This is a genomic window from Bradyrhizobium sp. ORS 111 (genome assembly GCF_045571485.1).
Classification (GTDB): Bacteria; Pseudomonadota; Alphaproteobacteria; order Rhizobiales; family Xanthobacteraceae; genus Bradyrhizobium.
Genome location: NZ_CP120701.1, coordinates 297101 through 323082 on the forward strand (window position 1 = coordinate 297101; position 25982 = coordinate 323082).

Below are 25982 nucleotides of genomic sequence, written 5' to 3' on the forward strand. Positions count from 1 at the left end.
CCCCCATGATCCGGATCATCCTGTTTCTGCTGTTGATCGCGCTTGCTGCGGCGGGCGCGGCCTGGGTGGCCGACCAAACCGGCGAGGTCGTGTTGTCATGGGACGGCTGGCGCGTCGTGACGTCGCTGCCGGTGCTCGTGCTCGGCCTCGGCATTGTCGTGGTGGCCGCGATGGCGGCGTGGACCATCCTGCGCGCGCTCTGGAACATGCCGGAAGGCATCCGTCGCGCCGGCCGCGAGCGCCGCCGGGCCCGCGGCCGCCACGCCATCACGCAAGGTCTGCTCGCGATCGGCCACGGCGATTCTGCGGCAGCCCGCATGCATGCCGACGTGGCGCGCCGTCATGCCGAACACGATCCGCTGACGCTGCTGTTGCATGCGCAGTCGGCGCAGCTCGACGGTGACCGCGCCGGCGCTGAGCGCGCCTTCCGCGCGATGGCCGAGCGCGAGGACACGCGGCTGCTCGGCCTGCGCGGCCTGTTCATCGAGGCCCAGCGCGCCGACGATCCGGTCGCGGCCGTGATGATCGCGGAGGAGGCGCTGAAGACGTCGCCTTCGTCGTCATGGGCGTCGCATGCCGTGCTCGGCTTCTGCTGCGCCAAGGGCGATTGGGCCGGCGCCCTGAAGATCCTCGACAACAACCAGTCATCGGGGCTGATCGACAAGGCGACCTACCGGCGGCAGCGCGGCGTCTTGCTGACGGCGCGCGCGCTGGAGCTGGAGACGGTCGATCGCGATCTGTCGCGCGACAGCGTGATGGAGGCGGTCAAGCTCGCGCCGACGCTGATCCCGGCGGCGGTGCTCGCGGCCAAGTTCGACAGCGAGGCGCATCAGGTGCGCCGCGCCATGCGCCTCGTCGAGGCGGCGTGGCTGGCGCAGCCGCATCCCGATCTCGCCGACGCCTATGCGCATGTGCGGCTCGGCGATTCCGCGCGCCAGCGCCTGGTTCGGGTCGAGACGCTGGCGGCCAAGACGCCAGGCCATATCGAAGGCGCGCTGGCGGTCGCCCGCGCGGCGATCGACGCCTCCGAATTCGCCAAGGCGCGCGCGGCGCTGGAGCCGTTCACAGCGGCGCCGACCCAGCGCGTCGCGCTGCTGATGGCCGAGATCGAGCGCACCGAGCACGGCGACAGCGGCCGGGCGCGGGCCTGGACCTTGCGCGCGGTGCGCGCGCTGCATGATCCGGTCTGGACCGCCGACGGCTACGTCTCGGACCGCTGGCGTCCGGTCTCGCCGGTCACCGGTCGGCTCGACGCCTTCCAGTGGCAGACGCCGGTGGCGGCACTGCCGTCGGACAAGCGCGATCCGGTCGACACGTCGGCCTTCGAGGAGGCGATGCTGGCCCCGCGCCGGGTCGAGCCGCCGAAGCAGGCAGGCAACGAGCCCGCGGCGCCAGAACCGGCCGAGCCGATCGAGATGAAACCCGCCGCGCCGGCCACGCCTGCCGCACAGGACAACACCCCGCCGCCGGAGGTCATCGAGGCCGAACCAGCCCCGGCCGAGCCCGCGCCGGCCCCCGAATCAGCCGCCCCCGCGCCCGCCCCCTTGTTCCGCTCGCGGACCGACCTGCCCAAGGCCGCCCCGGCGCCGATTCCGGCCGTGATCCCCATCGTCCGCGCCCCCGACGACCCCGGGGTCGACGAGGACGGCGCCAGAGACGAATTTGCCGAGCAAATCGGCCCGCCCAAGGCCCAGATGGGCGGCTGGCGCGGATTTCTGTCACGTTTGGGGAGTTAAATCCGCGAGCCTGGGGCCCCGCTTGTCCTTGCCAATCGAGGCCATGCCCGATATCAGGTGGCTGCCCTTCAAGGCCGTTGCCGAACGGTCCGCCGCAATAGCTCAGTTGGTAGAGCACGTCATTCGTAATGACGGGGTCGGGGGTTCGAATCCCTCTTGCGGCACCAGTTCTCACCTCGCTTTGTGGGATGAGGCGAAGGCACTGCAATGGCCCCTACCAGGTGACGCGCTCAACATCGTCATGCGCGGTCCTGATGAAGAGGACATCGGGCCACCGCACATCGGAGGAATGATGGCGAAGGGTAAGGAAATGATCCCCTTTGGTGCGGCCATCGCCGGTGACGTTTTATCCGTACTACAAATGCCGGGCGGGGGCTTTCTTGGGAAGCTTGGTGACAAATATCTGGAGAGGAAGCAAAGAGAAGCCGCCGAAATTTTGATCGCAGAAGTCTCAAATGGCTCTGCTGGGCCTATAGAGTTCAGCGGCCGCGAGACCGACCCGCTGATCGAGATAATCTATCGGTTCTCAAAGGCCGTTTCCGATGGAGCGGCGCGCGAGAACTTGAGACTCCTTGCCAAAATCATCGCGGGCCTCAAGAAGAACAAGGCGCTCGACCCAGACAAGTTCAGAAGATGGGCCAATATCCTAGAACAGTTGACACGCGACGAACTCATGGTCATCGGGAAGGCCATCGCAATCAGACGGAAGATCGTCGCCGGTGGACCGGAGGCCGCAAACGATTTTTGGCAGCGCCTAGAAGTTGAGTTGAAGGCCTCCGGCTACAATCCGGATGAAATCGGTCCCCTGTGTACATCAGTCAGCCGTACCGGATTGCTCATACCAATGAGCGCGTGGGGCGGCACCGTCTACATTGCATCTCCGTGGATCGAGGAGCTAGGCGATCTAGCCGACGTTGAAGCGATTATCGCCGCGAAATGACGCGCGTCTTCTCTTCAATCGTTGCGTTGTCATCGCGTAAAGCGGCGCAGGATTGTCCGCCGACCTAATAGCCTAACCCAGAGTCATCGACGGAGACACGCTCGAAATCCACGGTATCCGCATCTGCCTTTGGGGCATCGATGCGCCCGAAAGCTCGCAGCTCTGCCGGGGGGCGACGACAGCTTGCCGTATCGTTGCGAAGCGAAATCAGCGAATGAACTGGACGGCTTCATCGCGGGGCGCCCCGATAGCTGCGAGCCGGTCGACCGTGATGTCTATGGGCGTACAGTCGCAACGTGCTCAGTAGGCGGCGTTGACCTGGGAGAGTGGCTTGTGCCGGGTGGGCTCGCGCTCGACTGGCCGAAATACTCGAAAGATTGATACGATCCGATGCAGCATGAAGCGCAGAAAGCAGAGCGGGAAATTTGGGCCGGGAGCTTCATTGAGCCGTGGGTCTATCGTACTTGTGTGAGACAGGGCGGAAAGCCGGGCGACTGTTCGGACTACGCGAACGCGCGTCAGTAGACGCTTCAACGGTGGACGAGAAGCATGGCACGTGACCGGATTGAAGAACTTCTGTCGATAAAGCAGCGAGCCGGAAAATACAGAAGAGTCCCGCACTATAGTGATCTTAGCACTCTCAGAAGATTGTGGGAGCACAACAAGAATGCCGGTAACGGAATTGAAGAACTAATCCCGGTTCGAATTGTGACCCTAATAGAAGTCTTCCTCCGTCATTGGATTCAAGTTTTGGTGGATCACGGCGCCCCATACGTAGAACGGGCGGCTAAGCTCAACGCCAACATAAAATATGACTTTGCGATCGCTCGGAGCTTGCAGGGTGGATCAATCAGCCTGGGCGAGTTAATTGGTCATAGCGTTTCGTTGAGCCATCTCGATACAGCAGCGGCGACGCTAAAGACGATACTGGATCAGGACTTGTTTCTCGCGCTCGCGACCGTTAGGGACCGGTGGGAGGAGAGGCAACGTGGTGAAGCGCTCGCTCCAATCATCGGAGACATTGATGAGCACCGTCGCGTGCTTGCGCGCATCTTCGAAGTTAGAAACATAGTAGTTCATGAGTTGCCGGAGAACCCACCGCACGACGCTGAAGAGGTGATAAAATTTTTGGACGTTGCCGCCGAGTTTCTGCATGCGGCAGACGAGCATTTTTCCACCCTGATCTTCGGCGACTATCCTCTCTCACAAATGGAAATGAACACCGAAGCCGCTAGCAGGCACGCGGCTGCGATGGATGAGCTAGAAGGTCTCTGTCGCAGTATTGAGGAGAGTTCCGACACGAAAGAGCTAAAGGACGTGCAGCGTGCTTGGCTGGCCTTTAAGGAAGCTGAAGCGAATCGCCAAACTGAGTGGCACCACGGCGGAACTATAAGGCCTTTGATCTATCACACCACCGCCGCTCGGCTTACTACGGATAGAATAAAGCAGATCAAGGAGGCCGAAGAAAACAGAATGGACTAGGGTGCGATGCAGGCTAGTAATTGCTCCGCGGCAGCATGCCGCTGCCCGCGTGGGTGTTTGCGATTTTTGTCCTCTTGATCGCGAAGGTACGAGGTCAGCGGCAATCTTGTTAGGGGTTATAGATAAACCCGCCGTGTTTCAATGCTGGTCTTTACGTGCCGGGTTGAACTTGCGCACCCCGTGACGGTTGAGAGGCGGATGGTTGCCACCGTTCCCTTCAAACTTGCCCTAAGTGGGAAGGACCCCTTACTCTTCCACTCTCACGAAGCCGCCTTGGCCGGGCCGTTCCGGGCGATCGTTTTGGTATCGCATGCCGGCGAGCTTTGCGTAGGCAAGCCTTGCCGCGAGCGGCATGTTTTCGTCCGTCACGATATCTCGCGCGTGCTCCCGCCTCGTTAGCAGATAGATGACTTCGCGAAACCAATCATAGACTGTCCGCCTGTCTTCGGCGTTGAGCGTGTTGCCGTTGTCGTCAACAAGGCGCTCAACAAAGTCGGCCACTGCCGAATCCGTCTCGCGCGCCTTCCTTCGAAACCGCATCCGGGCAAAGAAGCCAGTTGGGTGCGCCATGTGGTAACACTCGATGGACAAGTCCAGCGCGTGATCGAGGCTTGTGCGATTCGTCGGGCTCGCGTTGGCCTGCTCAATTATGTGCTCTGGCGTGATCATGCCGCGCCGAACTCCCGTTGCAACGCCGCGCGAGCCTCGATCTCAACCGCGGTGAAAGCTTCTGACTTCTGGCCGGAGGCCTCAATCTGGTAGCGGAAATTCCTCGCTCTATGGCAACGTGCGAGATGACCGGCGGACAGGATCGGGCAAGCGTCGCGCGGCAATGTGTGCACCTCGTAAACGCTGCCATCGGTCTTAACGATCGTGATCCGGTTCATGGCGGGCGGACCATATGCACAAATCCGTTGCGGTCGGCTGAACTCAAACGTTAAAGTTGGTGCGTCCAACGTAGCTTCTCGCTTTCTGGCGGACTTTTTCGAAATCTCGTCGGCTTCTATATTTTCTCACAATATTCCTGATGGTGTTGGTAAGAGTCCGTAACAAGGCCCAACGAAGACCTTGAAAGATCGCGGTAAACGCCGATTTGCGTCAGCAGGCGTGAGGCCGTGTCATTCGGAAATCCAGTATTCGCAATGACGGGGTCGCGGTTCGAATCCCTCTTGCGCGCCACTCTTTGCCAGAACGCGATATCCTGCGCTCTGACAGACCATCATCGGCCATCGAATTTGGTGACAGCGCTTTGGCCGCAAATTGTTTAGGCGTCGGCGTAGACGCCTGCCTCGATATTGTTGCCGTCCGGATCAATCAGGAAAGCACAGTAGTATCGCCCCCGCCTTACACCGGGATCGCCGTTATTTGCCGCGCCCGCCGCAAGGCCGGCGTGGTGAAAGGCATCGACGGCGGCGCGCGACGGCGCCCTGAAGGCAAAGTGCGCCGGGCTCCGAGCTGATTCATGCTCATCTGTCCAGAAGCTAGGCCGGCCGCCTGCCACCACAAAGAAGGGCGACTCCGGCGCGCCCGTGGAGAACACCAGCCATCCGGTCCCGTCGGCTGCAGTGTGGTCCTCCATCACCTTGATGCCCAGCGGCGCGAGCACCGCACGGTAGAAGGCGCTGGCCATGCGCAGGTCCCGAAAGACCATTCCCAGGTGGTCGAACATCGTTGCTCCTTCGTTGCCGGTTGCGCAGTGGTCTTACGAATGCGGCTGCTATGAGCTTGCGTCCAGGCGCAAAGATATGCCTGCAGAATGGGTCGGGTAGAGGTTGGGACCGCATTGGACGAATGACCGCGCATGTGGCGCAGCTCGACATCGCAGGTTGTCGCATAGGCGCCGGTTGGAATACGCCGCAGGCCCCGCCGTCATAGGGCCATCTTCATGGCCGCGGCGCACCAGTCCCCAACTGTCCAGCCCGGAAACGACGGCCGCTGGCTACTTTGCATGGGGTTGTTTTCGACATTTTTGGTGGGAGCCGCGGCCGTCGGGCGCGATGGCGTCTTTCTTGAAGGCGCTTAGGCCTTTCCAGGTGGTTGCGATCAGAAAACGAAAGCGCCCCCGGATCGGATCCGGGGGGCGCTTTGCGTCGAGTGGGTTCGGCGTATTCGGAACGCTACTCGGCGACCGTCTGCACGACGTTGCCGATCGGGCGGCCCGATGCGGTCGGCTTCTCGAGCTTGGTCATCATCGCATCGTATTCGGGCAGCGTCTCGAGCTGGGTCTTGGGCTTCATCCAGACCACCTTGTAGCCGCCCGCCTTCAGCCGGCGCAGCAGCGTCGGTAGCGCTTGTGCGGTGTGCTTCTGCAAATCGTGCATCAGGATGATGCCCTTGCCCTGCTTCTCGAGCTTGGTCATCACGTTGGTGATCACCTCGTCGGCACTCTTCGACTTGAAGTCGTTGGAGTCGACGTCGACCGAGAACATCGCGATGTTGCGCGAGCCGAGATAGGCCGTCGTCGCCGGCGTGTGCGCCAGGGCCGGGAAGCGGAAGAACGGCGCGGGGTCGGTGCCGAGTGCGATCTTCACGGCGCTGAAGCCCTTCTCGATCTCGTCCTTGGCCTGCTGCTCGGTGATCTTCTTGCTCGCCAGATGCGCGTGCGACCAGGTGTGGGCGCCGATGGTGTGGCCTGCGGCCAGCACCTGGCGGAGGATGTCCGGGTGGTAGGTGGTGTGCAGGCCGATCGGGAAGAACACGGCCTTGGTGCATTCATCCGCCAGCGCCTTGAGCACGGCCGGCGTGGTCGGCCACGGACCGTCGTCGAAGGTCAGCACGACCTCCTTGTCGGTGAGGAAGTCGTACTGCTTGTACTGCAGGAAGCCGAAGCCCGGACCGCCTGACGTGTCGACCACGACGGTGCGGCTGACGCCGAGCGCATCCGGGTTGGCGCAGGACTGCTTGGGTGCGGCCGCGACGGGGGCGGGTGCCGGCGCTGCGGCAGGAGCTGCCGCGGGCTGCGCCGTGACGGTGGTGGCGTCGGCGCGCTTCGAGAGCGCGGCAGTGGTCTCGACGTCGTCTTTGGCCGCCGCCTTTGCCGCCGCAGGCAGCGGATCGGGCGTGCGGGCGGCCACGGTTTGTGGGGGAGAGGCGTCAGCGCGCGGGGAGGAGGTCCAGAACCACACTCCGGCGATCGCAACCGCCGCTACAAGACTGGCCAGCATCAGGCCCAACGCATTACGCATCGCTATTCACTTCCTCAGGACTCGGGATACGCCACAGCCGTAACGAGTGATTAATGCCAACAAGGTCTTAACGCGGTCCCAACAAGTCGCCGGGAGCGCAAGAAAAAGAGCGCCTTGGATTTGCGTGATGATCGTCACAGTCGGGCGGCTGCCGCACGCGCCGCTTCACGCTTCTTCGCTGCGTCGGAACGCTATAGAACCCACAGCGTCGCATTCCTTAGAGGCTTTGAGAGATGACCAGATTCCTGCTTGCTGTCCTTCCGCTGGCACTGATTGCGTCCGCAGCGTCCGCGCAGCAGGGGCATGACGCCTGCACGCGCGATGCCACGCGGTTCTGCCGGGCTCATCTCAATGACGGCGATCAGGTCGTGCTGGCCTGCCTGAAGGAGCATCGCGGCCGCCTGAGCAAAGCGTGCCAGCGGACGCTGGCCGAGCACGGGCAGTAGGTCTCTGCGTTGATATAATTGTGTGAATGGCGGCAGCGAGTTAGGTACTGCTTCCCGCCGCGGTCGCGACCACCGGGATCACCTCGTTGGCGGCGCGGTCCGGCGTCTCCTCCTTCCAGCGCACCGATCCGAACGGACGCTCCAGCATCCGGCGCACCCGGATCGGCTCGGCACCGATGTGGAAGTCGGCCGCCTTCTGATGCAATTCGCGCTCGATCTGGGTGGCGCGGTTGCGCTGGCGCAGGAAGTCGAGCCAGGTCGGGCAGTGATAGCGCTCGGTCCAGAGCTCGGGATCGGCGATGTCGCGCGCGATCGACCAGCCATAGGCGCCGTTGCGCTGCCGGCTGAGCTGCACGTCCTGCATCACATTGTGGAAGGCGCGGGCGTTGTCCTGCGCCACGCGATATTCGATCTCCACCACCAGCGGCCCGCTGCGCCCGGTCAGTTGCAGCCGCACCTCGGGATCGGCGAGCGCCTCGGTGGCGTCCTCATTGCGGGCGCCGACCGGCGGCATCCTGAGCAAGAGGCCGAGCAGCGGCGACAGCAGCATCAGAGCGGCGGAGATCAACAGCGCGATCTCGACGCCGGCGACGTCGGTGATGCGGCCCCAGCCCCAGCTTCCGATCGCGATGCCGCCGGCGATCGCGGCCTGGAAGGCGGCCAGCGAGCGGCCCGCCACCCAGCGCGGCGCCGAGAGCTGCACGCCGATATTGAACAGCGCCACCGCGAGCATCCATGCCGCGCCGGCGATCACCAGCGCCGCGGCCGTGATCACCGGCTCCTTGCTGAGTGCAACGCCTGCGATGGCGCCGCCCATCATCAGCGTGCAGGCGCGGATCGCGGCCTCGCCGCTGAGACGGCGCCTGATCTCGCTGATGTTGAGGGCGCCGATCACCGCGCCCATGCCGAACGCGCCGAGCATGATGCCGTAGGTCTGGGCGCCGCCATGCAGCAGGTCGCGCGCCACCAGCGGCATCAATGCCGAGACCGAGCCGCCGATGATGCCGGTGACCATGGTGCGGGTCAGCACGATCTTGATCGAGGGCGAATTGGTGATGTAGCGCACGCCCGAGACGATGGCGCGGTTCAGCCGCTCGCGCGGCAGGCGCGACGGCTCGCTGATGCGCTTCCACAGGAACAGCACGACCAGCAGCGGCAAATACAGCACGGCGTTGGCCGCGAATGCCGCGACGGCGCCGGCGGCCGCCACCACGATGCCGCCGATCGCGGGGCCGAAGCTGCGCGCGATGTTGTAGCTGATGCCGTTGAGCGCGACGGCGGCGGGCAGCGTCTCCGCCGGCACCTGCTCACTGACCGAGGATTGCCAGGCCGGGCCGAACAGCGCCATGCCGCTGCCGACGACGAAACACAGCGCCAGCAGGATGTTCGGCGTCACCAGATTGAGCCACGCCAGCACGGTCAGCGTGGTGGCGCCGGTGAGCGCGATCGCCAATGACACCAGCGCGACGATCCGGCGGTCGTGCATGTCGGCGATGGCGCCGGCCGGCATCGAGATCAGCATCACCGGCAGCATCAGCGCGGTCTGCACCAGGGCGACCTTGTCGGCCTCCGGCGTCATCTGCGTCATGGCCCAGGCCGCGCCGACGCCCTGGATCAGGATGCCGAGATTGGAGAGCAGGCTGGCGAGCCAGATCCGTCTGAAGATTGAGTGCCGTAACGGCGCAGTGATACTGTCGGTACGATCAGGCGCTGCGGTCATATCCGGTTCCGTTTGCCCTGCTATGGCGTGCTGAATGATTCCGGCAGCATCAACTGATGCCTGCGAAACGCGCGTCCTGTCCAGCAATTACGGTATCCATTGCGGATGTAAGACACAGCTAAAGGACTGAAAGGCTTGGGGAAGGGGACAATGGACCTGTCGCGGCGGATGATACTGAAGGGGGCCGGCGCCCTGTCCTTGCTGGGAAGCCGTTTTGGTACCTCGGCAATGGCGCAGACGGCGCCCGAAGTGCCGGGTACCGATCTTCCGCCGATCCTGTTCGTGCACGGCAATGGCGACCAGGCGCCGCTCTGGATGACGACGATCTGGCGGATGGAATCCAATGGCGTGCCACACCAGCGGCTGCTCGCGGTCAACTTCACCGATCCGCTGGCCCGCACCGACGACAAGGTCGAGCACGCGGGCCGCTCCTCGACGGACGACCAGCGCCGCGAGCTCGCCGAGGCGATCAAGGAGCTGAAGCAGGCGACCGGCGCCGCAAGCATCGCCTTGGTCGGCAGTTCGCGCGGTGGCTACGCGATCCGCAATTACATCAAGAACGGCGGTGGCGGCGATGTCAGCCATGCCGTGCTGTGCGGCACGCCGAACCACGGCGTCTACGCCTGGGACGAGGGGCTCGGCAACGAGTTCAACGGCCGTGGCCCGTTCCTGCGCGGCCTCAACGACGGCGACAGCGAGGTGACGGCGGGCACCGCGTTCCTGACGCTGCGCAGCGACGGCCTCGACAAATATGCGCAAGCCGACGGCCGCTTTGTCGGCAAGCCGGGCACGCCCACCAACGTCACTGCCGACGGCCCGGCCCTGAAGGGCGCCACCAACCTGGTGCTCGGCGCGCTCGATCATCGCGAGACCGCGTTCCATCCGCGCGCCTTCCGCGAGATCTACAAGTTCTTAGCAGGGCGCGAGCCGTCGCGGATCGGCATCGTGCCGGAGGCGATGGTGAGGCTGAGCGGCCTCGTCACGGGCACGCCCGGCGGCGTGCCGACCAACCGTCCGGTGTCCGGCGCATCGGTCGACATCTATCGCGTCTCGGCGGACACCGGCGAACGCATCGGCGCCCCGCTGCACAACTCGCAGACCGGATCGGACGGGCGCTGGGGGCCGGCCCAGGTCGATCCCACCTGGCCGCTCGAATTCGTGCTGACCTCACCCGATGCGGTGACGACGCATATCTATCGCTCACCGTTCGCGCGCTCGTCGGACATCGTGCATCTTCGCGCGGCGCGGCCGCTGCTGCCCGCAGATGCAGGCGCCGGCGCCGTCATCATGATGTCGCGGCCACGCGGCTATTTCGGTTTGCCGCGCGATGTCGTGCTGCTCGACGGCAAGGAGCCGACCGACGTCAAGCCGGGCGTGCCGACGGATTCGGTGACGACGCTGCGGCTTTCGGCAGCCGAGGTCGGCCGTCCCGTCGTCGGCCTGTTCAATGAGGAGCGGATCGTGGCGCGGGCTTGGCCGGCATCGGAGAACCGGATTGCGATCGCCGAGCTGACCTATTAGCTCCTGTTATGATCAGCGCCTTCGCAGCGCCGGGATTGCGTGTCTGGATCTGACGTCGCGATAGACTGGACCGACAACCATGAGCATCGCCGAAGTCTCCGATATGACGGTTACGCAGCGGCCGCTGGTTCCGCCGGCGCCGCCACACGCGCCCGATAACATGACCGCGTTCGGTCGGATGCGGGCGATGCGCAACTCGCCGATCGAGACCTGGGGCCGTCGCGCTTATCAGGATGACATCATACAGGGCCGCTTCTTCGGCCACAGCAGCTTCATCCTCAACGCGCCCGATGCGATCCGCCACGTGCTGGTCGACAATTACGAAAACTACACCCGCACGCCAGCCGGCATTCGTGTACTGCGCCCGATGCTGGGCGAAGGACTCCTGATCGCCGAAGGCCGGGCGTGGAAATATCAGCGCCGCACGCTGGCGCCGGCGTTCACGCCGCGCGCGGTGATGACGCTCGTGCCCACGATGGTCGCGGTGACCGATCAGACCGTCACAAGGCTGAAGGCCGCAAGCAATGGTCCGGTTGATCTGCGCGAGGTGATGCAAAGAATGACGCTCGAGATTGCCGGCCGCACCATGTTCTCCTTTGGCATGGACCGCCACGGCGCCGCGTTGCGCGACTTCGTGATGGAATATGGCGAGACGCTGGCCCGGCCACACATGCTCGATCTGCTGCTGCCGCTCGGCTGGCCGAGCCCGCAGGATTTCAAGCGCGCCCGCTTCCGCAAGCGCTGGACAGCGTTTGTCGGCCAGTTGATGGCCGAGCGCCGGGCGGCCGGGAAGGACGACAGCGCGCCGGCGCGCGACCTGTTCGACCTGATGGAGGCCGCTCGTGATCCTGAAACCGGCGAGGCCTTCACCGACGCGCAGCTCGGCGATCAGGTCGCGACCATGATCCTGGCCGGCCACGAGACGACGGCGACCACGTTGTTCTGGGCGCTCTACTTGCTGGCGCTGGATCCTCCGACCCAGGAGCAGTTGGCGGCAGAAGTCAGCAGCGTGGCAGGAGCTGGCACGCTCGACATCGAGCGGCTGAAATTCACCCGCGCCGTGATCGACGAAACCATGCGGCTCTATCCGCCGGCCTTCCTGATCGCACGCGCCGCCGGAGGTCCGGACACCATCGCGGGCCTGCCGGTCAGGAAGCGTGACGTAATCATGATCGCGCCGTGGCTGTTGCACCGGCATGAAAGGCTGTGGCGTGATCCGAACGCATTCGTGCCGGCCCGATTCATGACGGGAACGCCGCCCGATCGCTTCGCCTATCTGCCGTTCGGCGTCGGCCCACGGGTCTGCATCGGCGCGCACTTCGCGCTGGTCGAGGCGACGCTCGCACTCGCCAGGATCATCGGCGCGTTCCGCGTCGCCTTGGCTGACAAGGAGCCGGTGATGCCGGTCGGCGTGGTGACGACGCAGCCCAACCGCTCGCCGATGTTTGCGATCGCGCCGCGTTAGGCCTTGCGCGGCTACCTCCGCATGCTCATCTAAACGAGACGCGATCAGGTTGAAATTCGCAGCGCTTCGGTTTCACGCCCCGGCGTGACCTTTACGCGAGCGCCTTATGTCGGTCGCAACGTCGCACGGCTTCACATTTTTGCGCTAGAATGACGCGGCCCTTCCGGTCCGGATCATGCTTGAGGTCCCACCATGAGTGATACGCAGGCCCAGTTCGCAGTCCTCAGGCAGACGACCGACGGTGCCGTCGTCGATGCCATGCAGCAGCTCATCGCGGATGGCCACGATCGCGAGCTCAATCGCATCAACTTGCTGGATTTCTCCCGCCGCACCGGACTCGATCAGGAGCGGGTGATCTCGGGCTTCCTGCATGCCTCGCGGCTTGGCCTGTTCGACATGAGCTGGAACGTGCTGTGCCCGGGCTGTGGCGGCGTGCTCGACGCCCACGCGACGCTGAAGTCGCTGCGCCATGACGACTACAATTGCGCGCTGTGCGCGGCGGGCTATGAGGCTTCGGTCGATGAACTCGTCGAAGTGGCCTTTACCGTCAGCCCGCGTGTCCGCCACATCGCCGCGCATGATCCCAATTCGCTGCCGATCTGGGAATACTTCCGGCAAATATTCTGGAGCTCAGGCATAGAGCTCGACGAGACTACGGTTTCGACCTTGATCAACGAGGTGGCGCTGGAGGGGCTGGAAATGCCGCCCGGCGAGAAGGCGATTCTGTCGCTCAATCTGCCCAACGAATTCGTCATTGTGTTTGAGCCGGTGACGCATTCGGCGCACTTCTTCGCCATTGAGGGCGAGCCCACCACCGAGCGCCAGCAATTTTCGATCGCGTTCAACAAGCTGCACGCGCCGACCGGCACCTCGACGATGCGCCCCGGGCCGCTGCGGCTCTCGCTGGACAATCAGGCTGGCGTCCGCGTGCTGCCCTCGGTCTGGATCGCGGGCGATCCGCTGCACAAGTTGCTGGGCAAGCGCAAGCCGATCCTCACGGCGAAGCGGATGCTGTCGAACCAGACCTTCCGCGACGTGTTCAAGGCCGACAATCTCAACGTCGACCAGCGGCTGAAGATCACCGCGCTGACCTTCCTGTTCACCGATCTGAAGGGTTCGACCGCGCTCTACGAGCGTGTCGGCGATCTCGCCGCGTTCGATCTGGTGCGCGCGCATTTCCATGCGCTGCTCGAGATCATCGCCTCCGAGCATGGCGCGGTGGTGAAGACGATCGGCGATGCCGTGATGGCGACCTTCATCAAGCCGGAGGACGCGCTGTCGGCAGGCCTGCGCATGCGCGCCGCGATGAAGAAGCTCAACGCCGAGCGCGGCAGGGAGGACCTGATTGTCAAGATCGGCATTCACGAGGGCCCGTGCCTTGCGGTGATGCTGAACGAACGGCAGGATTATTTCGGGCAGACCGTGAACATCGCAGCACGGGTGCAGAGTCTGTCGACATCGCAGGAAATTCATCTGACCCAGCCGGTGATGGAATCGCCGGAGGTTGCGGGCATTTTGGATCGCGCGGCCATCAGGCCGATCCAGAAGGAGGCGGCACTGCGTGGAATCGCCGACAAGCTCGTGGTGTACGAGATACCGTAGCTGAGATTGCCGAAACGTAATGCTGGTGCGGGAACCGGCGCCGATTGCGCCGGTTCGGTTTCCACGCCATATAGTTTTTCATCAAGCCATCAGACAGAGAGAGCGATGCTCGACGGACTCCGCCAATTCATTGCCGATATCGTGTCCCCCGACGCGCAGGCCGACCGGACGTTCGGCGACAGCGACTACCGCCTGGCGGCGACCGCGCTGCTGGTTCACGTCGTGTCGCTGGACGGCGAGCCGACCGCAATCGAGAAGCGCAAGCTTCACAGCCTGATCGAGAGCCGTTTTCAGCTCGATCCCGGCAGCGCCGACAAGCTGATCGCCTCCGCGATGCAGGTCGAGGGCGAGGCCGTCGATCTCTATCACTTTACCAGCGTGATCATGCGTTCGGTGAACGAGGAAGGCCGGCTGCGCATCGTCGAGATGATGTGGGAATTGGTCTATGCCGATGGCGAGGTCAGCGAGTTCGAGGACAACGTGGTCTGGCGTGCGGCCGACCTGCTCGGCATTTCCTCGCGCGACCGCATCGATCTCAAGCATCGCGTCGCCGAGAAGCAGGCCTCGCTGCCGAAGGGCCCGTGGGGCACCGCAGACGCGGCAATCTGACACGCCCCGATCGACACGCCTATTGTGTCAACTCGGACATCATCGCATCAACGTCACAGATGACGAAACTTTAATGTCCGGTGTGATTTGCCACGATCATGGGGCGATCCGCCTGAAAATCCGGCGTTTCGCTTGAAAGCTGTGCAGGGCTGCTTGTCGATATGCCGACGGGTGGCTTGCTCACACCGCATGCCTATGCTCTCGTCCCCGCCGTTCGAGAGCTCTCTGGAATTTTGAAATAAGAGTTTGGATCGTGACCGAGCGTGTGACGCTGATAACCGGGGCATCGGCGGGCATAGGCACCGAACTGGCGCGTGTGTTTGCATCGAACGGTCACCGGGTGGCGCTGGTGGCGCGGCGTGCCGATCGCCTGCAGGCCCTTGCCGACGAGCTCGGCGGCAAGGGCGGCCCGACGCCGATCGTGATTCCCTGTGACCTGCAGGCGAGCGATGCCGGCGACAAGATCGCGGCGGCTCTGTCGGAGGCCGGAGTCGAGATCGAATATCTCGTCAACAATGCGGGCTTCGGCTTGTTTGGCCACGCCATGAAGCTTGACCGCGCGGAGCAGCTCAACATCATCGCGGTCAACGTCCGTGCGCTGACCGATCTGTCGCTGCGCTTTGCCGACCAGCTCATCCGCAATCGCGGCGGCATCCTCAATCTCGGCTCGATTGCCGGCTTCCTGCCGGGACCCGGCATGGCCGTGTACTACGCCACCAAGGCCTATGTGCTGTCGTTCTCGGAGGCGCTGCGCTGCGAGCTGGCGCCGCACGGAGTGCGCGTCACCGTGGTGTGCCCGGGCCCCGTGCCGTCGGAATTTCAGGCGCGCGCCGGGTTTGCGCCGGGCTTCGATTCAGCCATTCTCGACGTCTCGTCGGCCGAGGTCGCGAGGCAGGCCTATCGTGGGCTCATGGCCAACAAGCGCGCCGTGTTGCCTGGGCCGTTCATCAAGCTCGTGCCGTTCCTGCTGCGCCTGTTCCCGCGCTCTTTCATCCTGGCGGCAGTCGGCGGCTTTCAGCTCCGCAAGCGCTGAAACGTTATCTGTTATCTTTCGAATCGTTTCTGGCGTGGGATTTGCTTCGCGTGAGTGTGCAAACTCACGCGATATTAAGAACTGCTTAGCTATGATCCCGCCCTACGTGCCGCATTCTCAAGCAGAGACGATGTCGTTCCGGTCGGACCAAGCCTGTGCCGTGCTGCCCTTCCCAGATCGAAGGCCGGCCGCGGCCACGCCGGAAGCGGTCCCGACGCGGCCGATCCTGATCGTGCTGCATCAGGAAACATCGACCCCCGGCCGGATCGGCAACGCCCTGCGCGCGCTGGGCTACGGGCTGGACATTCGCCGCCCGCGCTTCGGCGATACGCTCCCCGAGACGCTCGACGAGCACGCCGGCGCGGTGATCTTTGGCGGCCCGATGAGCGCCAACGATTCCGACGATTATGTGCGGCGCGAGATCGACTGGATCGCGGTGCCGCTGCGCGAGCAGCGGCCGTTTCTGGGTATCTGCCTGGGCGCCCAGATGCTGGCGCGGCAGCTTGGTGCTGAGGTCGCGCCGCATCCGGAAGGGCGCGTCGAGGTCGGCTACTACCCGATCAGGCCGACGGCCGCGGGCCACGCGCTCTGTCCGGACTGGCCGACGCGCGTCTATCACTGGCATGGCGAGGGATTTCAATTACCCGATGGCGCGGAGCTGCTCGCCGCGGGCGATGACTTCCCGATCCAGGCGTTCCAGTTCGACAATGCGTTCGGCCTCCAATTCCATCCCGATGTGACCTACGCGATGATGCATCGCTGGACCGCGCGCGGTTGTGTGCGCATGGAGTCGCCAGGCGCGCAGCCGCGCCATCTGCACTTCGCCGAACGCGCCGTCCACGATGCCGTCGAGCGTGCGTGGCTGAAGCATTTCATCGATGGCTGGATCGTGCGCACGCCGCGCACAATGATGCTGCAAGCCGCGGAATAGCCGCAGCGCGGAATATTGCTCGCGGTTTTCGTCTCGACAGATGTGTTAGTGTCGCGTGCAGTGGCCGACGCGGCAAAGACGTGCGCGCCAACAACAACAAACCATAGGGAGATCGCCGTGAGCTACCAACACATCCTCTATGACGTCAGCGACAGGATCGCGACCATCACGCTCAACCGCCCCGATCGCATGAATGCGTGGACTGCGATCATGGAGCGCGATGTCCGCAGCGCGATGGAGGCCGCGGCCAGCGACGATAAGGTCCGCGTCATCGTGATAACCGGTGCGGGCCGCGCGTTCTGCGCCGGTGCCGACATGGAGGCGCTGAAGGGCATCGACCCGAACGAGGTCAGGCGCGGCGAGAGCATTCCGTTCGACATGAACCGTCGTGCCGATTGGCAAACGCGCTACGCTTATTATCCCGCGATCAAGAAGCCTGTGATCGCGATGCTCAACGGCGCCACCGCCGGCATCGGCCTGGTGCACGCGCTGTACTGCGATCTGCGCTTTGCGGCTGACAATGCAGTGTTCACGACCGCGTTCGCACGGCGCGGCCTGATCGCCGAGCACGGCATTAGCTGGATGCTGCCGCAGATCGTCGGCCACGCCAACGCGCTTGATCTCCTGATGTCCGCGCGGCGCGTGTCGGCGGAGGAGGCGCTGCGGATCGGTCTCGTCAACCGGCTCTGCGCGCCGGACAGGCTGCGCGAAGAAACCTACGCCTATGCCCGCGACCTCGCCGATTTCGTCTCGCCGAGCGCGATGGCCACCATCAAGCGCCAGCTCTACGACGTGCCGTTCCAGACGCTGGCTGAAGCCACCATCGACGCCAACCGCGAGATGCAGATCGCACTCAAGAGCAACGATTTCAGGGAGGGCGTCGCGAGCTTCGTCGAGAAGCGGCCGCCGCGGTTTACGGGGACGTGAGGGGAGGGATTTGGTAGGAGCTTGTTGAACCGGCCCGCCGTCGCCCTTCGGGCTGTGGCGGGGCAGCGCTACGTGTGAGCGGATAAGAGGGGGTTGTTGAACCGGTCCGTCTTCGCCCTTTGGGCTTCGCCGGACACCACGCTTCGCCCTTCGGGCTCTTGCGTGGCTGCGCCACGCGTAGCCCGAAGGGCGAAGCGTGGTGGAGCCAGGCGGGATCGAACCGCCGACCTCATCATTGCGAACGATGCGCTCTCCCAGCTGAGCTATGGCCCCATCGCAACCGGGTTGTGCTGAGTGTCCCGGCCGACAGTCGGGCGCCATTTACAGTCCGGCCCAAGGTCAAGTCAAGAACGCTGAAACAGCGGTTTTAGGCCGGGTCAGCCGGGAACTTCCCTTGTTTGCGGGGGGATGAACCGATATCTAGGGCATGACCCGGAAAACTGCCTGGCGGTTTCCCGGACGATCATGCTCAAAAGAAGCGCGATGACGGTTCATTCCAGTCTCGTCGTGCTGACCTAGCTGTCCCACCCGCGAGCTCCCACCACATGCGTGCCGTCCTCGACATCGTCATCATCGTCCTTGACCTCTATGTCTGGCTCCTGATCGCCTCCGCCATCCTGTCGTGGCTGGTGGCGTTCAATGTCGTCAACACGCGCAACCAGTTCGTCTCGGCGGTGGCCGAGTTCCTGTACCGGATCACCGAGCCGGTGCTACGGCCGATCCGGAACGTGATGCCGAACCTGGGCGGGCTCGATATCTCGCCGATCATCGTGATCCTGATCATCATGTTTATCGAGCGGGTGATCATGTACTACATCTACCCGAACGTGATCTGACCCTTCTTGAGGGGGCCCGTCGATGGACCCTTGGCGCTATTCCACCGAGGGCATCAGCATCGCGGTTCGCGTGACGCCGCGCGGCGGACGCGATGGTGTCGACGGGATCGAAACCCTGGCCAACGGCCGCTCCGTGGTGAAGGTCAGGGTGCGCGCCATTGCCGAGGGCGGCGAAGCCAATCGTGCGGTGACCGAGCTGCTTGCCAAGGCGCTTGGCGTGCCCAAGGCCAGAGTGAGGATCCTCTCCGGCGCCACCTCGCGACTCAAGCAGGTCGCGGTCGACGGGGATCCGAAGGGTCTGGGTGAGACCTTGCGGAGCCTGACCACCGCCAAAGCATGATCCGGACCGGATGATTTCGGAGACAAAGGACTGACATGACTGCCCGTATCATCGACGGAAAAACCATCGCCGCCGAGCTTCGCGCCCGTGTGGCCGGCGAGGTTGCCCGAGTGAAGCGCGACCATCAGCTCACGCCGGGGCTCGCCGTTGTCCTGGTCGGCAACGATCCCGCAAGCGAGGTCTATGTCCGCAGCAAGCACACCCAAACCCAGGCCGCCGGCATGGCCTCGTTCGAGCACAAGTTGCCGGCGGATGTCTCGCAGGCCGAGCTGCTGGCTCTGATCGAGCGTCTCAATCGCGACCCGCTGGTTCATGGCATCCTGGTCCAACTGCCGCTGCCGAAATCGCTGCATGCCGAAACCATCATCAATGCGATCGATCCCGCCAAGGATGTCGACGGCCTGCATCCGAACAATGCCGGACGGCTCGCCGGCGGCCTCGCGGCACTGTCGCCCTGCACGCCGCTCGGTTGCATCATCCTGACCAAGAGCGTGCATCCCTCGATCGAGGGCATGAACGCGATCGTGATCGGCCGCTCCAATCTGGTCGGCCGTCCGTTGGTGCAACTGCTGCTGAACGAGAACGCGACGGTGACGATCGCGCATTCGCGCTCGCGCGACCTGCCCAAGCTGGTGGCCCAGGCTGACCTCGTCTATGCCGCGGTCGGCCGGCCCGAGATGGTGCGCGGCGACTGGCTGAAGCCGGGCGCGACCGTGATCGATGTCGGCATCAACCGGATTCCGGTGCCGGGCGGCAAGCCGAAGCTGGTCGGCGACGTCGCTTTCCAGGAAGCGCTCGATGTCGCCGGCGCAATCACGCCGGTGCCCGGCGGCGTCGGGCAGATGACGGTGGCGTGCCTGCTGGTGAACACGCTGCGCGCGGCTTGCGCCATTCACGGCCTGCCGGCGCCGGCGGTGTAGTTCTTCCCGCCTCGCCCCGCTTGCGGGGAGAGGCCGACATTCAAGCTGCGCTTGAATGTCGGGTGAGGGGGAGTCTCCGCGTATTCGCCTCGGCGTTGGAGTTCGCCGAGAAAAGCCCCTCACCCCAGCCCTCTCCCCGCAAGAGCGGGGCGAGGGAGGTTTGACAGCCAGCCGTTACTTCTTCTTCGCCCGATCGATTCCTTCCAGGATCAGCTTGCAGGCTTCCTCGGCGTCGCCCCAGCGCAGCACCTTCACCCACTTGCCTTTCTCGAGATCCTTGTAGTGCTCGAAGAAGTGCTGGATCTGCTGCAGCGTGATGTCGGGAAGGTCGCTGTAGCTCTTCACCTTGTCGTAGCGCTGGGTCAACTTCGATGACGGCACCGCGATGATCTTCTCGTCGCCGCCGGCCTCGTCCTCCATCAACAGCACGCCCACCGGGCGCACGCTCATCACCGCGCCGGGGATGATCGCGCGGGTGTTGACGACGAGCACGTCACAGGGGTCGCCGTCGTTGGACAGGGTGTGCGGGATGAAGCCGTAATTGCCGGGGTAGCGCATCGGCGTATAGAGGAAGCGGTCCACCACCAGCGTGCCGGCCTCCTTGTCCATCTCGTATTTGATCGGCTCGCCGCCCACCGGCACTTCGATGATGACGTTGACGTCGTGGGGCGGGTTCTTGCCGGTCGATATGGCGTCGATACGCATGGATTGCTCCGCGTGGCCTTTGGAAGTTGAAAAACGATGTGATTTTTTGTTTGGCGCTATCAGGGTGCGAAAGCAGCATGACCCCGGGCTTGTCACGGGGCAGGCCTTCGCGCGAAGCGCTGCGGCTGGTTTAGCCTTGCTGCGGCTGCGAGAGAAGCAGGATTTTCAGTTGGCCCAGGCGAAAGCCACCTTGTCGAGCGATTTGGGCCCGAACCGCTCCGAGGAGCGCGCCACCATGCGGCCGCCCAGCGCACGATAAAACTCGGTCGCCGGCTCGTTGTCGGAAAGCGCCCAGATCACCATGCTCTTCAGGCCGCTCTGGATCAGGTCGCGGCGCGCCGCGGCGAACAGTCGCCGGCCGAAGCCAAGACCCTGAAATTCCGGCCGCAAATAGAGCTCGTAGATCTCGCCTTCAAACTGCAGGCTGCGGGCGCGGTTGCGGCCGTAATTGGCGTAGCCGGCAACCTTGTCGCCGAACACCAGCACGCTGACGCGGCTGCCTTTGCGGATCGCGCTGTCCCACCATTGCGGGCCGCGCCGGTTGATCAGCTTTTCGAGTTCGGCGCCGGGGATGATGCCCTGATACGCCGAGCGCCAGGCTTCGTCATGCGCAGACGCCACCGCGGCTGCGTCTGCAGCTTTGGCCGCCCGGACCTCGATCAGCGTTGTGCTCATGGACGCAATCAAAGCAAGTCGGACGGCCGCCTTCAAGGTCCATCCTTAATTATCGGTTAACCTGTGCGCTTTTTGCATCAGTATCGCGAAAACCTGTACCGAAAACGGACAGGCCTCGGCCTCCGGCGACGGATTCGTGATCCATAAGCGACAAGTGGTGGCAGCATCGCCTTTTCGCAGGGCCGACGCCGGGGAAACTCGGTCTGGATCGATTCGTTACCGGGTCTTCTGTAATGAAATCCACTTGCATTCTGGATAGCCGATGACCGGTTGGCCCGACGATGACGTGATCCTCTACGACGGCGTCTGCGTGTTCTGCTCGCGCTGGGTCCGCTTCGTCATCGCCCGCGACGCTGCACGCCGTTTCCGCTTCACGCCGATCCAGTCCGACTACGGCACGCGGCTCGCCAGGGCCTTCGGCATCGACCCCGGCGATCCCGACACCAACGCCGTGGTCCACGGCGGCGTCGCCTACATGAAGTCGGACGCGGCGCTGACCGTGCTGAGCATGCTGCCGCGATGGGGCTGGGTCCGCGCGTTATTTGCGGTGCCCAAGCCGCTGCGTGACGCGGTCTACAATCTTGTCGCCCGCAACCGCTATCGCATCTTCGGAAAGTACGAGACGTGCTTTGTGTTCGATGCGGGTATGCGGGCGAGGGTGTTGGAGTAAAGCCGTCTAGTATATCTGAGACAATTCGGATTAGAATTCTCGCCGCGAGCAAATGAATCACTGGGCTGAATGGCCAAAGCAGTTTTCACAACCAAGGTGGTGCCGGGATACAAGGACCTTCCGGAAGCCCGCTATCACTTTCCGAAGACATATCTCAATCAAGTGAGGCAAGCAGTTGGCGATCACATCGTCTACTACGAGCCGAGACGGTCGAGTGTCGAACTATCAAGCTTGGGAGGTCGGCAATCTTATTTCGGTGTCGCCCGAGTCACGGCTGTCATTGAGGATGAGGAGCTTGCGGATCACTATTACGCGCTCGTCGACAACTACCTTGACTTCGACGAGCCTGTTCCGTTCGCGGTGGGCAAGGAGTATTTTGAAAGCGCGTTGAAGAAGGCGGACGGTTCAACGAACAAGGGAGCCTTCGGAAGAGCTGTACGTCTCATCCCCGACTCCGAGTTTGATCTCATATTGAAGGCTGGTTTTGCTCCAATGCTGAATGAAAGCCCTGTGCTTCAGCAGGAACAAGCTTTGGGACTGTCCGAGCCGACAACGCCCTTTGATCGTCCTATCGTAGAGATGACTATTTCTCGGCCATTCCGAGAGCGATCATTCATGCACAATGTCCGAGCTGCTTATGCAAACCGGTGTGCAATGACAGGACTTCGCTTGATCAACGGCGGAGGCCGGCCCGAGGTTCAAGCGGCGCACATACAGCCGGTGGCATCAAAGGGGCCAGATTCGGTCCGGAATGGAATTGCGCTTTCCGGAACCGTCCATTGGATGTTTGACCGGGGGCTGATTTCGATCGGAGACGATTACAAAATTCTGGTAGCGGCAAACCATGTTCCTGAGGATGCCACTCGTCTCTTAAATCGGAGTCGTACGATTTATCTGCCGAACGATGGAGCTTTCCACCCCAATGCTCAATACTTGAAATTTCATCGAGACAGGGTGTTCAAGGGCTAGAATCTGTGCCCCTACTCCGCGCTTTTCGCCAACACTTCCCTCGCCGCTCGCTCTCCCGAATCCCGTGCCCCATGCGCAGTCGAGAAGAAGTGCGGCGAAGTCGCTTCTCCGGCGAAGAACAGCCGGCCATCGACCGGCGCGGCGAGCACGGCGCGCTTGTCGGCGTGGCCGGGCAAAGCGTGCGAATAGGACCCGCGGGCGAACGGGTCGTGCGACCAGCGGGATTCGCTGAGCGGCTTCAGCTTGCGGCGAAAGTCATTGCCGAGGAACGAGACGATCTCGTCGATGCTGTACGCGGCGAAGGCGCCGTCGCCTGCGTCCTCGAGCGTTTGTGCGAGGCGGCCGCCGAAGAACCCTTCGATGCAGGGCTGGCCGAACGGGCGGATGTGATAGGTGCCCATCTCGGTGCGCATGGTGGCGCCGCGCAGATTGCCTTCCTTCGGCAGCGCCTCCGCGTCATCGAGCGCCAGTGTCACCTTGTCGGCGAGGCCGAGCGGCAGGCCGCGCGCAGCTTCGACCTTGCCGGGCAGCGCGGGCGAGAAGCGGATCGCTTCATCGGCGATCAGATTGGTTGGCACGGTGACGATCACCCGGCCGGCATCGAGCGTGCCGCGCGAGGTTTCGATGCGCACGCGCTTGCCCGCGTGATCGATCAGCCTGACCGCGCAGTTCAGCGCCACCGGAACCTGCGCGCCATAGGCCGCGATCAGCGCGCCATAGCCGCGCCGCACCCGCCAATTGATGTTGGTATCTTCGTAGGCGTCGACGTCGAGGATCGAGACCCGGTCGAGCTCGCAGCCGTTTACATAGGTCGAAATCGCATCGATCATCGGGTTCCAGCGGTTGCCGGGTTCGAGATAGATGTTGGCCGGGACGTCCTTGCCCTGCTGCGCCGCTTCTTCGATGCGGTCGTAGAATTCATCGAGCGCAAGCGTGAACGCATCGCGATCGGCCTGCGGAAACGCATCGCCATAGGCTCGCTGGCCCCAGGGCGGCAGCTCCCTATTGACCTCGAATTTGAGCTGCTCGGCGATGCCGACGAAGCTGTTCTGATCGGCCGAATGCAGCCAGCCGCAGCCGACATCGAACACCACGTCGGGCGCGGCCTGGATCGTATACGCCCGCCCGCCGACGCGGTCGCGGGCTTCCAGCACGACGATCGAGAGGCCGGAGTCCTTCAGCGCATGCGCGGCGCCGAGGCCGGCGGCGCCTGCGCCGATGATGGCGACGTCGACTGCGGAGGGAAGGGAACTCATGTCCCGGCTCTAGCACGTCCAGAAGCGCGTCTAAAGTCGTCACGCGCATGACTGTCATCACCCGCGAATGCGGCTGATCCAGTATTCCAGAGACAGTGATGATTGAGCTGACGGGCCGCGGCGTACTGGATGCCCCGGTCGAGCCGGGGCATGACAGATTGGCTCACGCCACCGCTTCCTTGGCCTTTTCGGCGCGCTTGCGCTCGTTCGGATCGAGATGCTTCTTGCGCAGCCGGATCGACTTCGGCGTCACTTCGACGAGCTCGTCGTCCTCGATATAGGCGAGCGCCTTCTCCAGCGTCATCTTGATCGGCGGGGTCAGGCGCACCGCTTCATCCTTCGAGGTGGTGCGGATGTTGGTGAGCTGCTTGCCCTTCAGCACGTTGACCTCGAGATCGTTGTCGCGGGTGTGCTCGCCGACGATCATGCCCTTGTAGACCTTCCAGCCCGGCTCGATCATCATCGGGCCGCGGTCTTCCAGCTTGAACATCGCGTAAGCCACCGCCTCGCCCTGATCGTTGGAGATCAAGACGCCGTTGCGGCGGCCCTGGATCTCACCCTTGTAGGGGGCATAGCCGTGGAAGATGCGGTTCATGATCGCGGTGCCGCGGGTGTCGGTCAGCAGTTCGCCCTGGTAGCCGATGAGGCCGCGGGTCGGCGCGTAGAACACCAGCCGCAGGCGGTTGCCGCCGGAGGGGCGCATCTCGATCATCTCGGCCTTGCGCTCGCTCATCTTCTGCACCACGACGCCGGAATGCTCCTCGTCGACGTCGATCACGACCTCCTCGATCGGCTCCTGCCAGCCGCCGGTGGTCTCGTCCTTCTGCAACACGACGCGCGGACGCGACACCGAGAGCTCGAAGCCTTCGCGGCGCATGGTCTCGATCAGGATCGCGAGCTGCAATTCGCCGCGGCCGGAGACCTCCATGGAATCCTTGTCGGCGGCCTCGACGACGCGCAGCGCGACATTGCCCTCGGCCTCGCGCAGCAGGCGGTCGCGGATCATGCGGCTCGTCACCTTGTCGCCTTCGGTGCCGGCGAGCGGCGAGTTGTTGACGATGAACGACATCGACACGGTCGGCGGATCGATCGGCTGCGCCGGCAGCGGCGTCTCGACTGAGGGATCGCAGAAGGTGTCGGCGACGGTGCCCTTGGTGAGGCCCGCGATCGCGACGATGTCGCCCGCCTCGGCTTCATCGAGCGGCGTGCGCTCGAGGCCGCGGAACGCGAGGATCTTGGTCAGGCGGCCCTGTTCGATCAGCTTGCCATCGGCGGCCAGCACCTTCACCTGCTGGTTCGGCTTGATCGAGCCGGAGGAGATGCGGCCGGTGATGATGCGGCCGAGATAGGGGTTGGCCTCGAGGATGGTGCCGATCATGCGGAACGGACCTTGCTCGACCTTCGGCGGCTCGACATGGCGCACGATCAGGTCGAACAGCGGCTGCATGCCGAGGTCCTTCGGTCCCTCCGGGCTGTCGGCCATCCAGCCCTGCTTGGCCGACCCGTAGAGGATCGGGAAGTCGAGTTGCTCCTCGCTGGCGTCGAGCGCCGCGAACAGGTCGAACACCTCGTTGATGACTTCGGTCGGGCGCGCGTCGGGGCGGTCGACCTTGTTGATCACGACGATCGGCTTCAGGCCGATCTTCAGCGCCTTCGACACCACGAATTTGGTCTGCGGCAGCGGACCCTCGGCGGCGTCGACCAGCACTAGCGCGCCGTCCACCATGTTCAGGATGCGCTCGACCTCGCCGCCGAAATCGGCGTGGCCGGGAGTGTCGACGATGTTGATGCGGATATCCTTCCACTGCACCGAGGCGGCTTTCGCCAGGATGGTGATGCCGCGCTCGCGCTCCAGGTCGTTGGAATCCATTGCGCGCTCGGTCACCTTCTGGTTTTCGCGGAAGGTGCCGGATTGCTGCAGCAGGCGGTCGACGAGGGTGGTCTTGCCGTGGTCGACGTGGGCGATGATGGCGACGTTACGAAGGTTCATGGCTCTTCTTCTGGTCGTGCAAAG

General features: G+C 63.8%; 25 protein-coding genes and 2 tRNA genes. 17 read left to right on the forward strand and 10 right to left on the reverse strand.

Features of this window, described 5'->3' with window-relative positions; genetic code table 11:
- Window positions 1–5: 5 nt before the first annotated feature.
- From P6U30_RS01395 to P6U30_RS01410, 4 genes are all read left to right on the forward strand, one after another.
- On the forward strand, window positions 6–1736 hold the full coding sequence (locus tag P6U30_RS01395; RefSeq protein WP_407167782.1) for a heme biosynthesis protein HemY: 1731 nt from the start codon (window positions 6–8) through the stop codon (window positions 1734–1736).
- Between the two features lie 91 nt (window positions 1737–1827).
- Window positions 1828–1903 (forward strand) — tRNA-Thr (locus P6U30_RS01400).
- Window positions 1904–2028: 125 nt separating this feature from the next.
- Window positions 2029–2676, forward strand: coding sequence for a hypothetical protein (locus P6U30_RS01405; RefSeq protein WP_407167783.1), 648 nt, complete (start codon window positions 2029–2031; stop codon window positions 2674–2676).
- A 549-nt stretch (window positions 2677–3225) separates the two neighbouring features.
- Window positions 3226–4158 carry a lysozyme inhibitor LprI family protein gene (locus P6U30_RS01410; RefSeq protein ID WP_407167784.1) on the forward strand — a complete coding sequence of 311 codons (933 nt, stop codon included), beginning with the start codon at window positions 3226–3228 and terminating at the stop codon, window positions 4156–4158.
- Window positions 4159–4404: 246 nt separating this feature from the next.
- Here P6U30_RS01410 and P6U30_RS01415 read toward each other — a convergent pair whose 3' ends face one another.
- The 4 genes from P6U30_RS01415 to P6U30_RS01430 form a co-directional block, all read right to left on the reverse strand.
- Window positions 4405–4827: a hypothetical protein gene (locus tag P6U30_RS01415; protein WP_407167785.1), complete on the reverse strand. Its 423-nt coding sequence runs from the start codon at window positions 4825–4827 to the stop codon at window positions 4405–4407.
- Window positions 4824–5045, reverse strand: a complete 222-nt coding sequence (locus tag P6U30_RS01420) for a hypothetical protein (protein WP_407167786.1) — start codon at window positions 5043–5045, stop codon at window positions 4824–4826. Before P6U30_RS01420 ends, P6U30_RS01415 begins: the two co-directional genes overlap by 4 nt.
- Window positions 5046–5422: 377 nt before the next feature.
- Window positions 5423–5827: a VOC family protein gene (locus tag P6U30_RS01425; protein WP_407167787.1), complete on the reverse strand. Its 405-nt coding sequence runs from the start codon at window positions 5825–5827 to the stop codon at window positions 5423–5425.
- A 448-nt stretch (window positions 5828–6275) separates the two neighbouring features.
- Window positions 6276–7343: a polysaccharide deacetylase family protein gene (locus P6U30_RS01430; RefSeq protein ID WP_407167788.1), complete on the reverse strand. Its 1068-nt coding sequence runs from the start codon at window positions 7341–7343 to the stop codon at window positions 6276–6278.
- Window positions 7344–7576: 233 nt separating this feature from the next.
- Here P6U30_RS01430 and P6U30_RS01435 point away from each other — a divergent pair, with 233 nt between their 5' ends.
- Entirely contained in the window at window positions 7577–7789 is a 213-nt protein-coding gene (locus tag P6U30_RS01435; RefSeq protein WP_407167789.1) for a hypothetical protein, read from the forward strand.
- A gap of 40 nt (window positions 7790–7829) precedes the next feature.
- Here P6U30_RS01435 and P6U30_RS01440 read toward each other — a convergent pair whose 3' ends face one another.
- Window positions 7830–9509 carry an MFS transporter gene (locus tag P6U30_RS01440; RefSeq protein ID WP_407167790.1) on the reverse strand — a complete coding sequence of 560 codons (1680 nt, stop codon included), beginning with the start codon at window positions 9507–9509 and terminating at the stop codon, window positions 7830–7832.
- Window positions 9510–9659: 150 nt separating this feature from the next.
- Between P6U30_RS01440 and P6U30_RS01445 the strand changes: the two genes are divergently transcribed.
- From P6U30_RS01445 to P6U30_RS01475, 7 genes are all read left to right on the forward strand, one after another.
- Window positions 9660–11030 (forward strand): hydrolase, encoded by a 1371-nt coding sequence (locus P6U30_RS01445; protein WP_407167791.1) that lies wholly within the window; start codon window positions 9660–9662, stop codon window positions 11028–11030.
- Window positions 11031–11109: 79 nt separating this feature from the next.
- Window positions 11110–12495 carry a cytochrome P450 gene (locus P6U30_RS01450; RefSeq protein ID WP_407167792.1) on the forward strand — a complete coding sequence of 462 codons (1386 nt, stop codon included), beginning with the start codon at window positions 11110–11112 and terminating at the stop codon, window positions 12493–12495.
- 192 nt (window positions 12496–12687) lie between these two features.
- On the forward strand, window positions 12688–14097 hold the full coding sequence (locus P6U30_RS01455) for an adenylate/guanylate cyclase domain-containing protein (RefSeq protein WP_407167793.1): 1410 nt from the start codon (window positions 12688–12690) through the stop codon (window positions 14095–14097).
- Window positions 14098–14202: 105 nt separating this feature from the next.
- Window positions 14203–14706, forward strand: coding sequence for a TerB family tellurite resistance protein (locus P6U30_RS01460; RefSeq protein WP_407167794.1), 504 nt, complete (start codon window positions 14203–14205; stop codon window positions 14704–14706).
- 253 nt (window positions 14707–14959) lie between these two features.
- The gene (locus P6U30_RS01465) at window positions 14960–15739 is read left to right on the forward strand and encodes an SDR family NAD(P)-dependent oxidoreductase (protein ID WP_407167795.1); all 780 of its coding nucleotides are present in this window, start codon (window positions 14960–14962) and stop codon (window positions 15737–15739) included.
- Between the two features lie 130 nt (window positions 15740–15869).
- The gene (locus P6U30_RS01470) at window positions 15870–16670 is read left to right on the forward strand and encodes a glutamine amidotransferase (RefSeq protein ID WP_407167796.1); all 801 of its coding nucleotides are present in this window, start codon (window positions 15870–15872) and stop codon (window positions 16668–16670) included.
- 117 nt (window positions 16671–16787) lie between these two features.
- Window positions 16788–17597, forward strand: coding sequence for an enoyl-CoA hydratase (locus P6U30_RS01475; protein WP_407167797.1), 810 nt, complete (start codon window positions 16788–16790; stop codon window positions 17595–17597).
- 197 nt (window positions 17598–17794) lie between these two features.
- On the opposite strand, the gene P6U30_RS01480 is transcribed toward P6U30_RS01475, so the two are convergent.
- Window positions 17795–17870 (reverse strand) — tRNA-Ala (locus tag P6U30_RS01480).
- 272 nt (window positions 17871–18142) lie between these two features.
- Between P6U30_RS01480 and P6U30_RS01485 the strand changes: the two genes are divergently transcribed.
- The 3 genes from P6U30_RS01485 to P6U30_RS01495 are packed head-to-tail and all read left to right on the forward strand — an operon-like array spanning window position 18143 to window position 19693.
- Entirely contained in the window at window positions 18143–18433 is a 291-nt protein-coding gene (locus P6U30_RS01485; protein ID WP_066515135.1) for a YggT family protein, read from the forward strand.
- Between the two features lie 22 nt (window positions 18434–18455).
- Window positions 18456–18773: a DUF167 domain-containing protein gene (locus tag P6U30_RS01490; protein WP_407167798.1), complete on the forward strand. Its 318-nt coding sequence runs from the start codon at window positions 18456–18458 to the stop codon at window positions 18771–18773.
- A 35-nt stretch (window positions 18774–18808) separates the two neighbouring features.
- On the forward strand, window positions 18809–19693 hold the full coding sequence (locus P6U30_RS01495; protein ID WP_407167799.1) for a bifunctional methylenetetrahydrofolate dehydrogenase/methenyltetrahydrofolate cyclohydrolase: 885 nt from the start codon (window positions 18809–18811) through the stop codon (window positions 19691–19693).
- 174 nt (window positions 19694–19867) lie between these two features.
- On the opposite strand, the gene ppa is transcribed toward P6U30_RS01495, so the two are convergent.
- Both ppa and P6U30_RS01505 read right to left on the reverse strand, forming a co-directional pair.
- The gene (gene ppa, locus P6U30_RS01500; RefSeq protein ID WP_407149667.1) at window positions 19868–20398 is read right to left on the reverse strand and encodes an inorganic diphosphatase; all 531 of its coding nucleotides are present in this window, start codon (window positions 20396–20398) and stop codon (window positions 19868–19870) included.
- Between the two features lie 165 nt (window positions 20399–20563).
- Window positions 20564–21073, reverse strand: a complete 510-nt coding sequence (locus P6U30_RS01505) for a GNAT family N-acetyltransferase (RefSeq protein ID WP_407149668.1) — start codon at window positions 21071–21073, stop codon at window positions 20564–20566.
- A gap of 262 nt (window positions 21074–21335) precedes the next feature.
- Here P6U30_RS01505 and P6U30_RS01510 point away from each other — a divergent pair, with 262 nt between their 5' ends.
- Together P6U30_RS01510 and P6U30_RS01515 are read left to right on the forward strand one after the other, a co-directional pair.
- Window positions 21336–21743 (forward strand): thiol-disulfide oxidoreductase DCC family protein, encoded by a 408-nt coding sequence (locus P6U30_RS01510; RefSeq protein WP_407167800.1) that lies wholly within the window; start codon window positions 21336–21338, stop codon window positions 21741–21743.
- 69 nt (window positions 21744–21812) lie between these two features.
- Window positions 21813–22712, forward strand: coding sequence for an HNH endonuclease (locus P6U30_RS01515; RefSeq protein WP_407167801.1), 900 nt, complete (start codon window positions 21813–21815; stop codon window positions 22710–22712).
- Between the two features lie 11 nt (window positions 22713–22723).
- On the opposite strand, the gene P6U30_RS01520 is transcribed toward P6U30_RS01515, so the two are convergent.
- Together P6U30_RS01520 and typA are read right to left on the reverse strand one after the other, a co-directional pair.
- Complete coding sequence (locus tag P6U30_RS01520; RefSeq protein WP_407167802.1) at window positions 22724–23968, reverse strand: flavin monoamine oxidase family protein; 1245 nt, start codon at window positions 23966–23968, stop codon at window positions 22724–22726.
- A 163-nt stretch (window positions 23969–24131) separates the two neighbouring features.
- Window positions 24132–25958, reverse strand: a complete 1827-nt coding sequence (typA, locus tag P6U30_RS01525; protein WP_407167803.1) for a translational GTPase TypA — start codon at window positions 25956–25958, stop codon at window positions 24132–24134.
- Between the last annotated feature and the right edge of the window lie 24 nt (window positions 25959–25982).

What these genes read in the sequence shown, in the direction of transcription:
- P6U30_RS01495 (WP_407167799.1), top strand. Translation starts at nt 18,809, where the DNA reads ATGACTGCCCGTATCATCGACGGAAAAACCATCGCCGCCGAGCTTCGC.
- P6U30_RS01455 (WP_407167793.1), top strand. Translation starts at nt 12,688, where the DNA reads ATGAGTGATACGCAGGCCCAGTTCGCAGTCCTCAGGCAGACGACCGAC.
- P6U30_RS01470 (WP_407167796.1), top strand. Translation starts at nt 15,870, where the DNA reads ATGTCGTTCCGGTCGGACCAAGCCTGTGCCGTGCTGCCCTTCCCAGAT.
- P6U30_RS01515 (WP_407167801.1), top strand. Translation starts at nt 21,813, where the DNA reads ATGGCCAAAGCAGTTTTCACAACCAAGGTGGTGCCGGGATACAAGGAC.
- P6U30_RS01415 (WP_407167785.1), bottom strand. Translation starts at nt 4,827, where the DNA reads ATGATCACGCCAGAGCACATAATTGAGCAGGCCAACGCGAGCCCGACG.
- P6U30_RS01485 (WP_066515135.1), top strand. Translation starts at nt 18,143, where the DNA reads ATGCGTGCCGTCCTCGACATCGTCATCATCGTCCTTGACCTCTATGTC.
- ppa (WP_407149667.1), bottom strand. Translation starts at nt 20,398, where the DNA reads ATGCGTATCGACGCCATATCGACCGGCAAGAACCCGCCCCACGACGTC.
- P6U30_RS01505 (WP_407149668.1), bottom strand. Translation starts at nt 21,073, where the DNA reads ATGAGCACAACGCTGATCGAGGTCCGGGCGGCCAAAGCTGCAGACGCA.
- P6U30_RS01450 (WP_407167792.1), top strand. Translation starts at nt 11,110, where the DNA reads ATGAGCATCGCCGAAGTCTCCGATATGACGGTTACGCAGCGGCCGCTG.
- P6U30_RS01410 (WP_407167784.1), top strand. Translation starts at nt 3,226, where the DNA reads ATGGCACGTGACCGGATTGAAGAACTTCTGTCGATAAAGCAGCGAGCC.
- P6U30_RS01440 (WP_407167790.1), bottom strand. Translation starts at nt 9,509, where the DNA reads ATGACCGCAGCGCCTGATCGTACCGACAGTATCACTGCGCCGTTACGG.
- P6U30_RS01395 (WP_407167782.1), top strand. Translation starts at nt 6, where the DNA reads ATGATCCGGATCATCCTGTTTCTGCTGTTGATCGCGCTTGCTGCGGCG.
- P6U30_RS01445 (WP_407167791.1), top strand. Translation starts at nt 9,660, where the DNA reads ATGGACCTGTCGCGGCGGATGATACTGAAGGGGGCCGGCGCCCTGTCC.
- P6U30_RS01520 (WP_407167802.1), bottom strand. Translation starts at nt 23,968, where the DNA reads ATGAGTTCCCTTCCCTCCGCAGTCGACGTCGCCATCATCGGCGCAGGC.
- typA (WP_407167803.1), bottom strand. Translation starts at nt 25,958, where the DNA reads ATGAACCTTCGTAACGTCGCCATCATCGCCCACGTCGACCACGGCAAG.
- P6U30_RS01490 (WP_407167798.1), top strand. Translation starts at nt 18,456, where the DNA reads ATGGACCCTTGGCGCTATTCCACCGAGGGCATCAGCATCGCGGTTCGC.
- P6U30_RS01420 (WP_407167786.1), bottom strand. Translation starts at nt 5,045, where the DNA reads ATGAACCGGATCACGATCGTTAAGACCGATGGCAGCGTTTACGAGGTG.
- P6U30_RS01510 (WP_407167800.1), top strand. Translation starts at nt 21,336, where the DNA reads ATGACCGGTTGGCCCGACGATGACGTGATCCTCTACGACGGCGTCTGC.
- P6U30_RS01405 (WP_407167783.1), top strand. Translation starts at nt 2,029, where the DNA reads ATGGCGAAGGGTAAGGAAATGATCCCCTTTGGTGCGGCCATCGCCGGT.
- P6U30_RS01430 (WP_407167788.1), bottom strand. Translation starts at nt 7,343, where the DNA reads ATGCGTAATGCGTTGGGCCTGATGCTGGCCAGTCTTGTAGCGGCGGTT.
- P6U30_RS01460 (WP_407167794.1), top strand. Translation starts at nt 14,203, where the DNA reads ATGCTCGACGGACTCCGCCAATTCATTGCCGATATCGTGTCCCCCGAC.
- P6U30_RS01425 (WP_407167787.1), bottom strand. Translation starts at nt 5,827, where the DNA reads ATGTTCGACCACCTGGGAATGGTCTTTCGGGACCTGCGCATGGCCAGC.
- P6U30_RS01435 (WP_407167789.1), top strand. Translation starts at nt 7,577, where the DNA reads ATGACCAGATTCCTGCTTGCTGTCCTTCCGCTGGCACTGATTGCGTCC.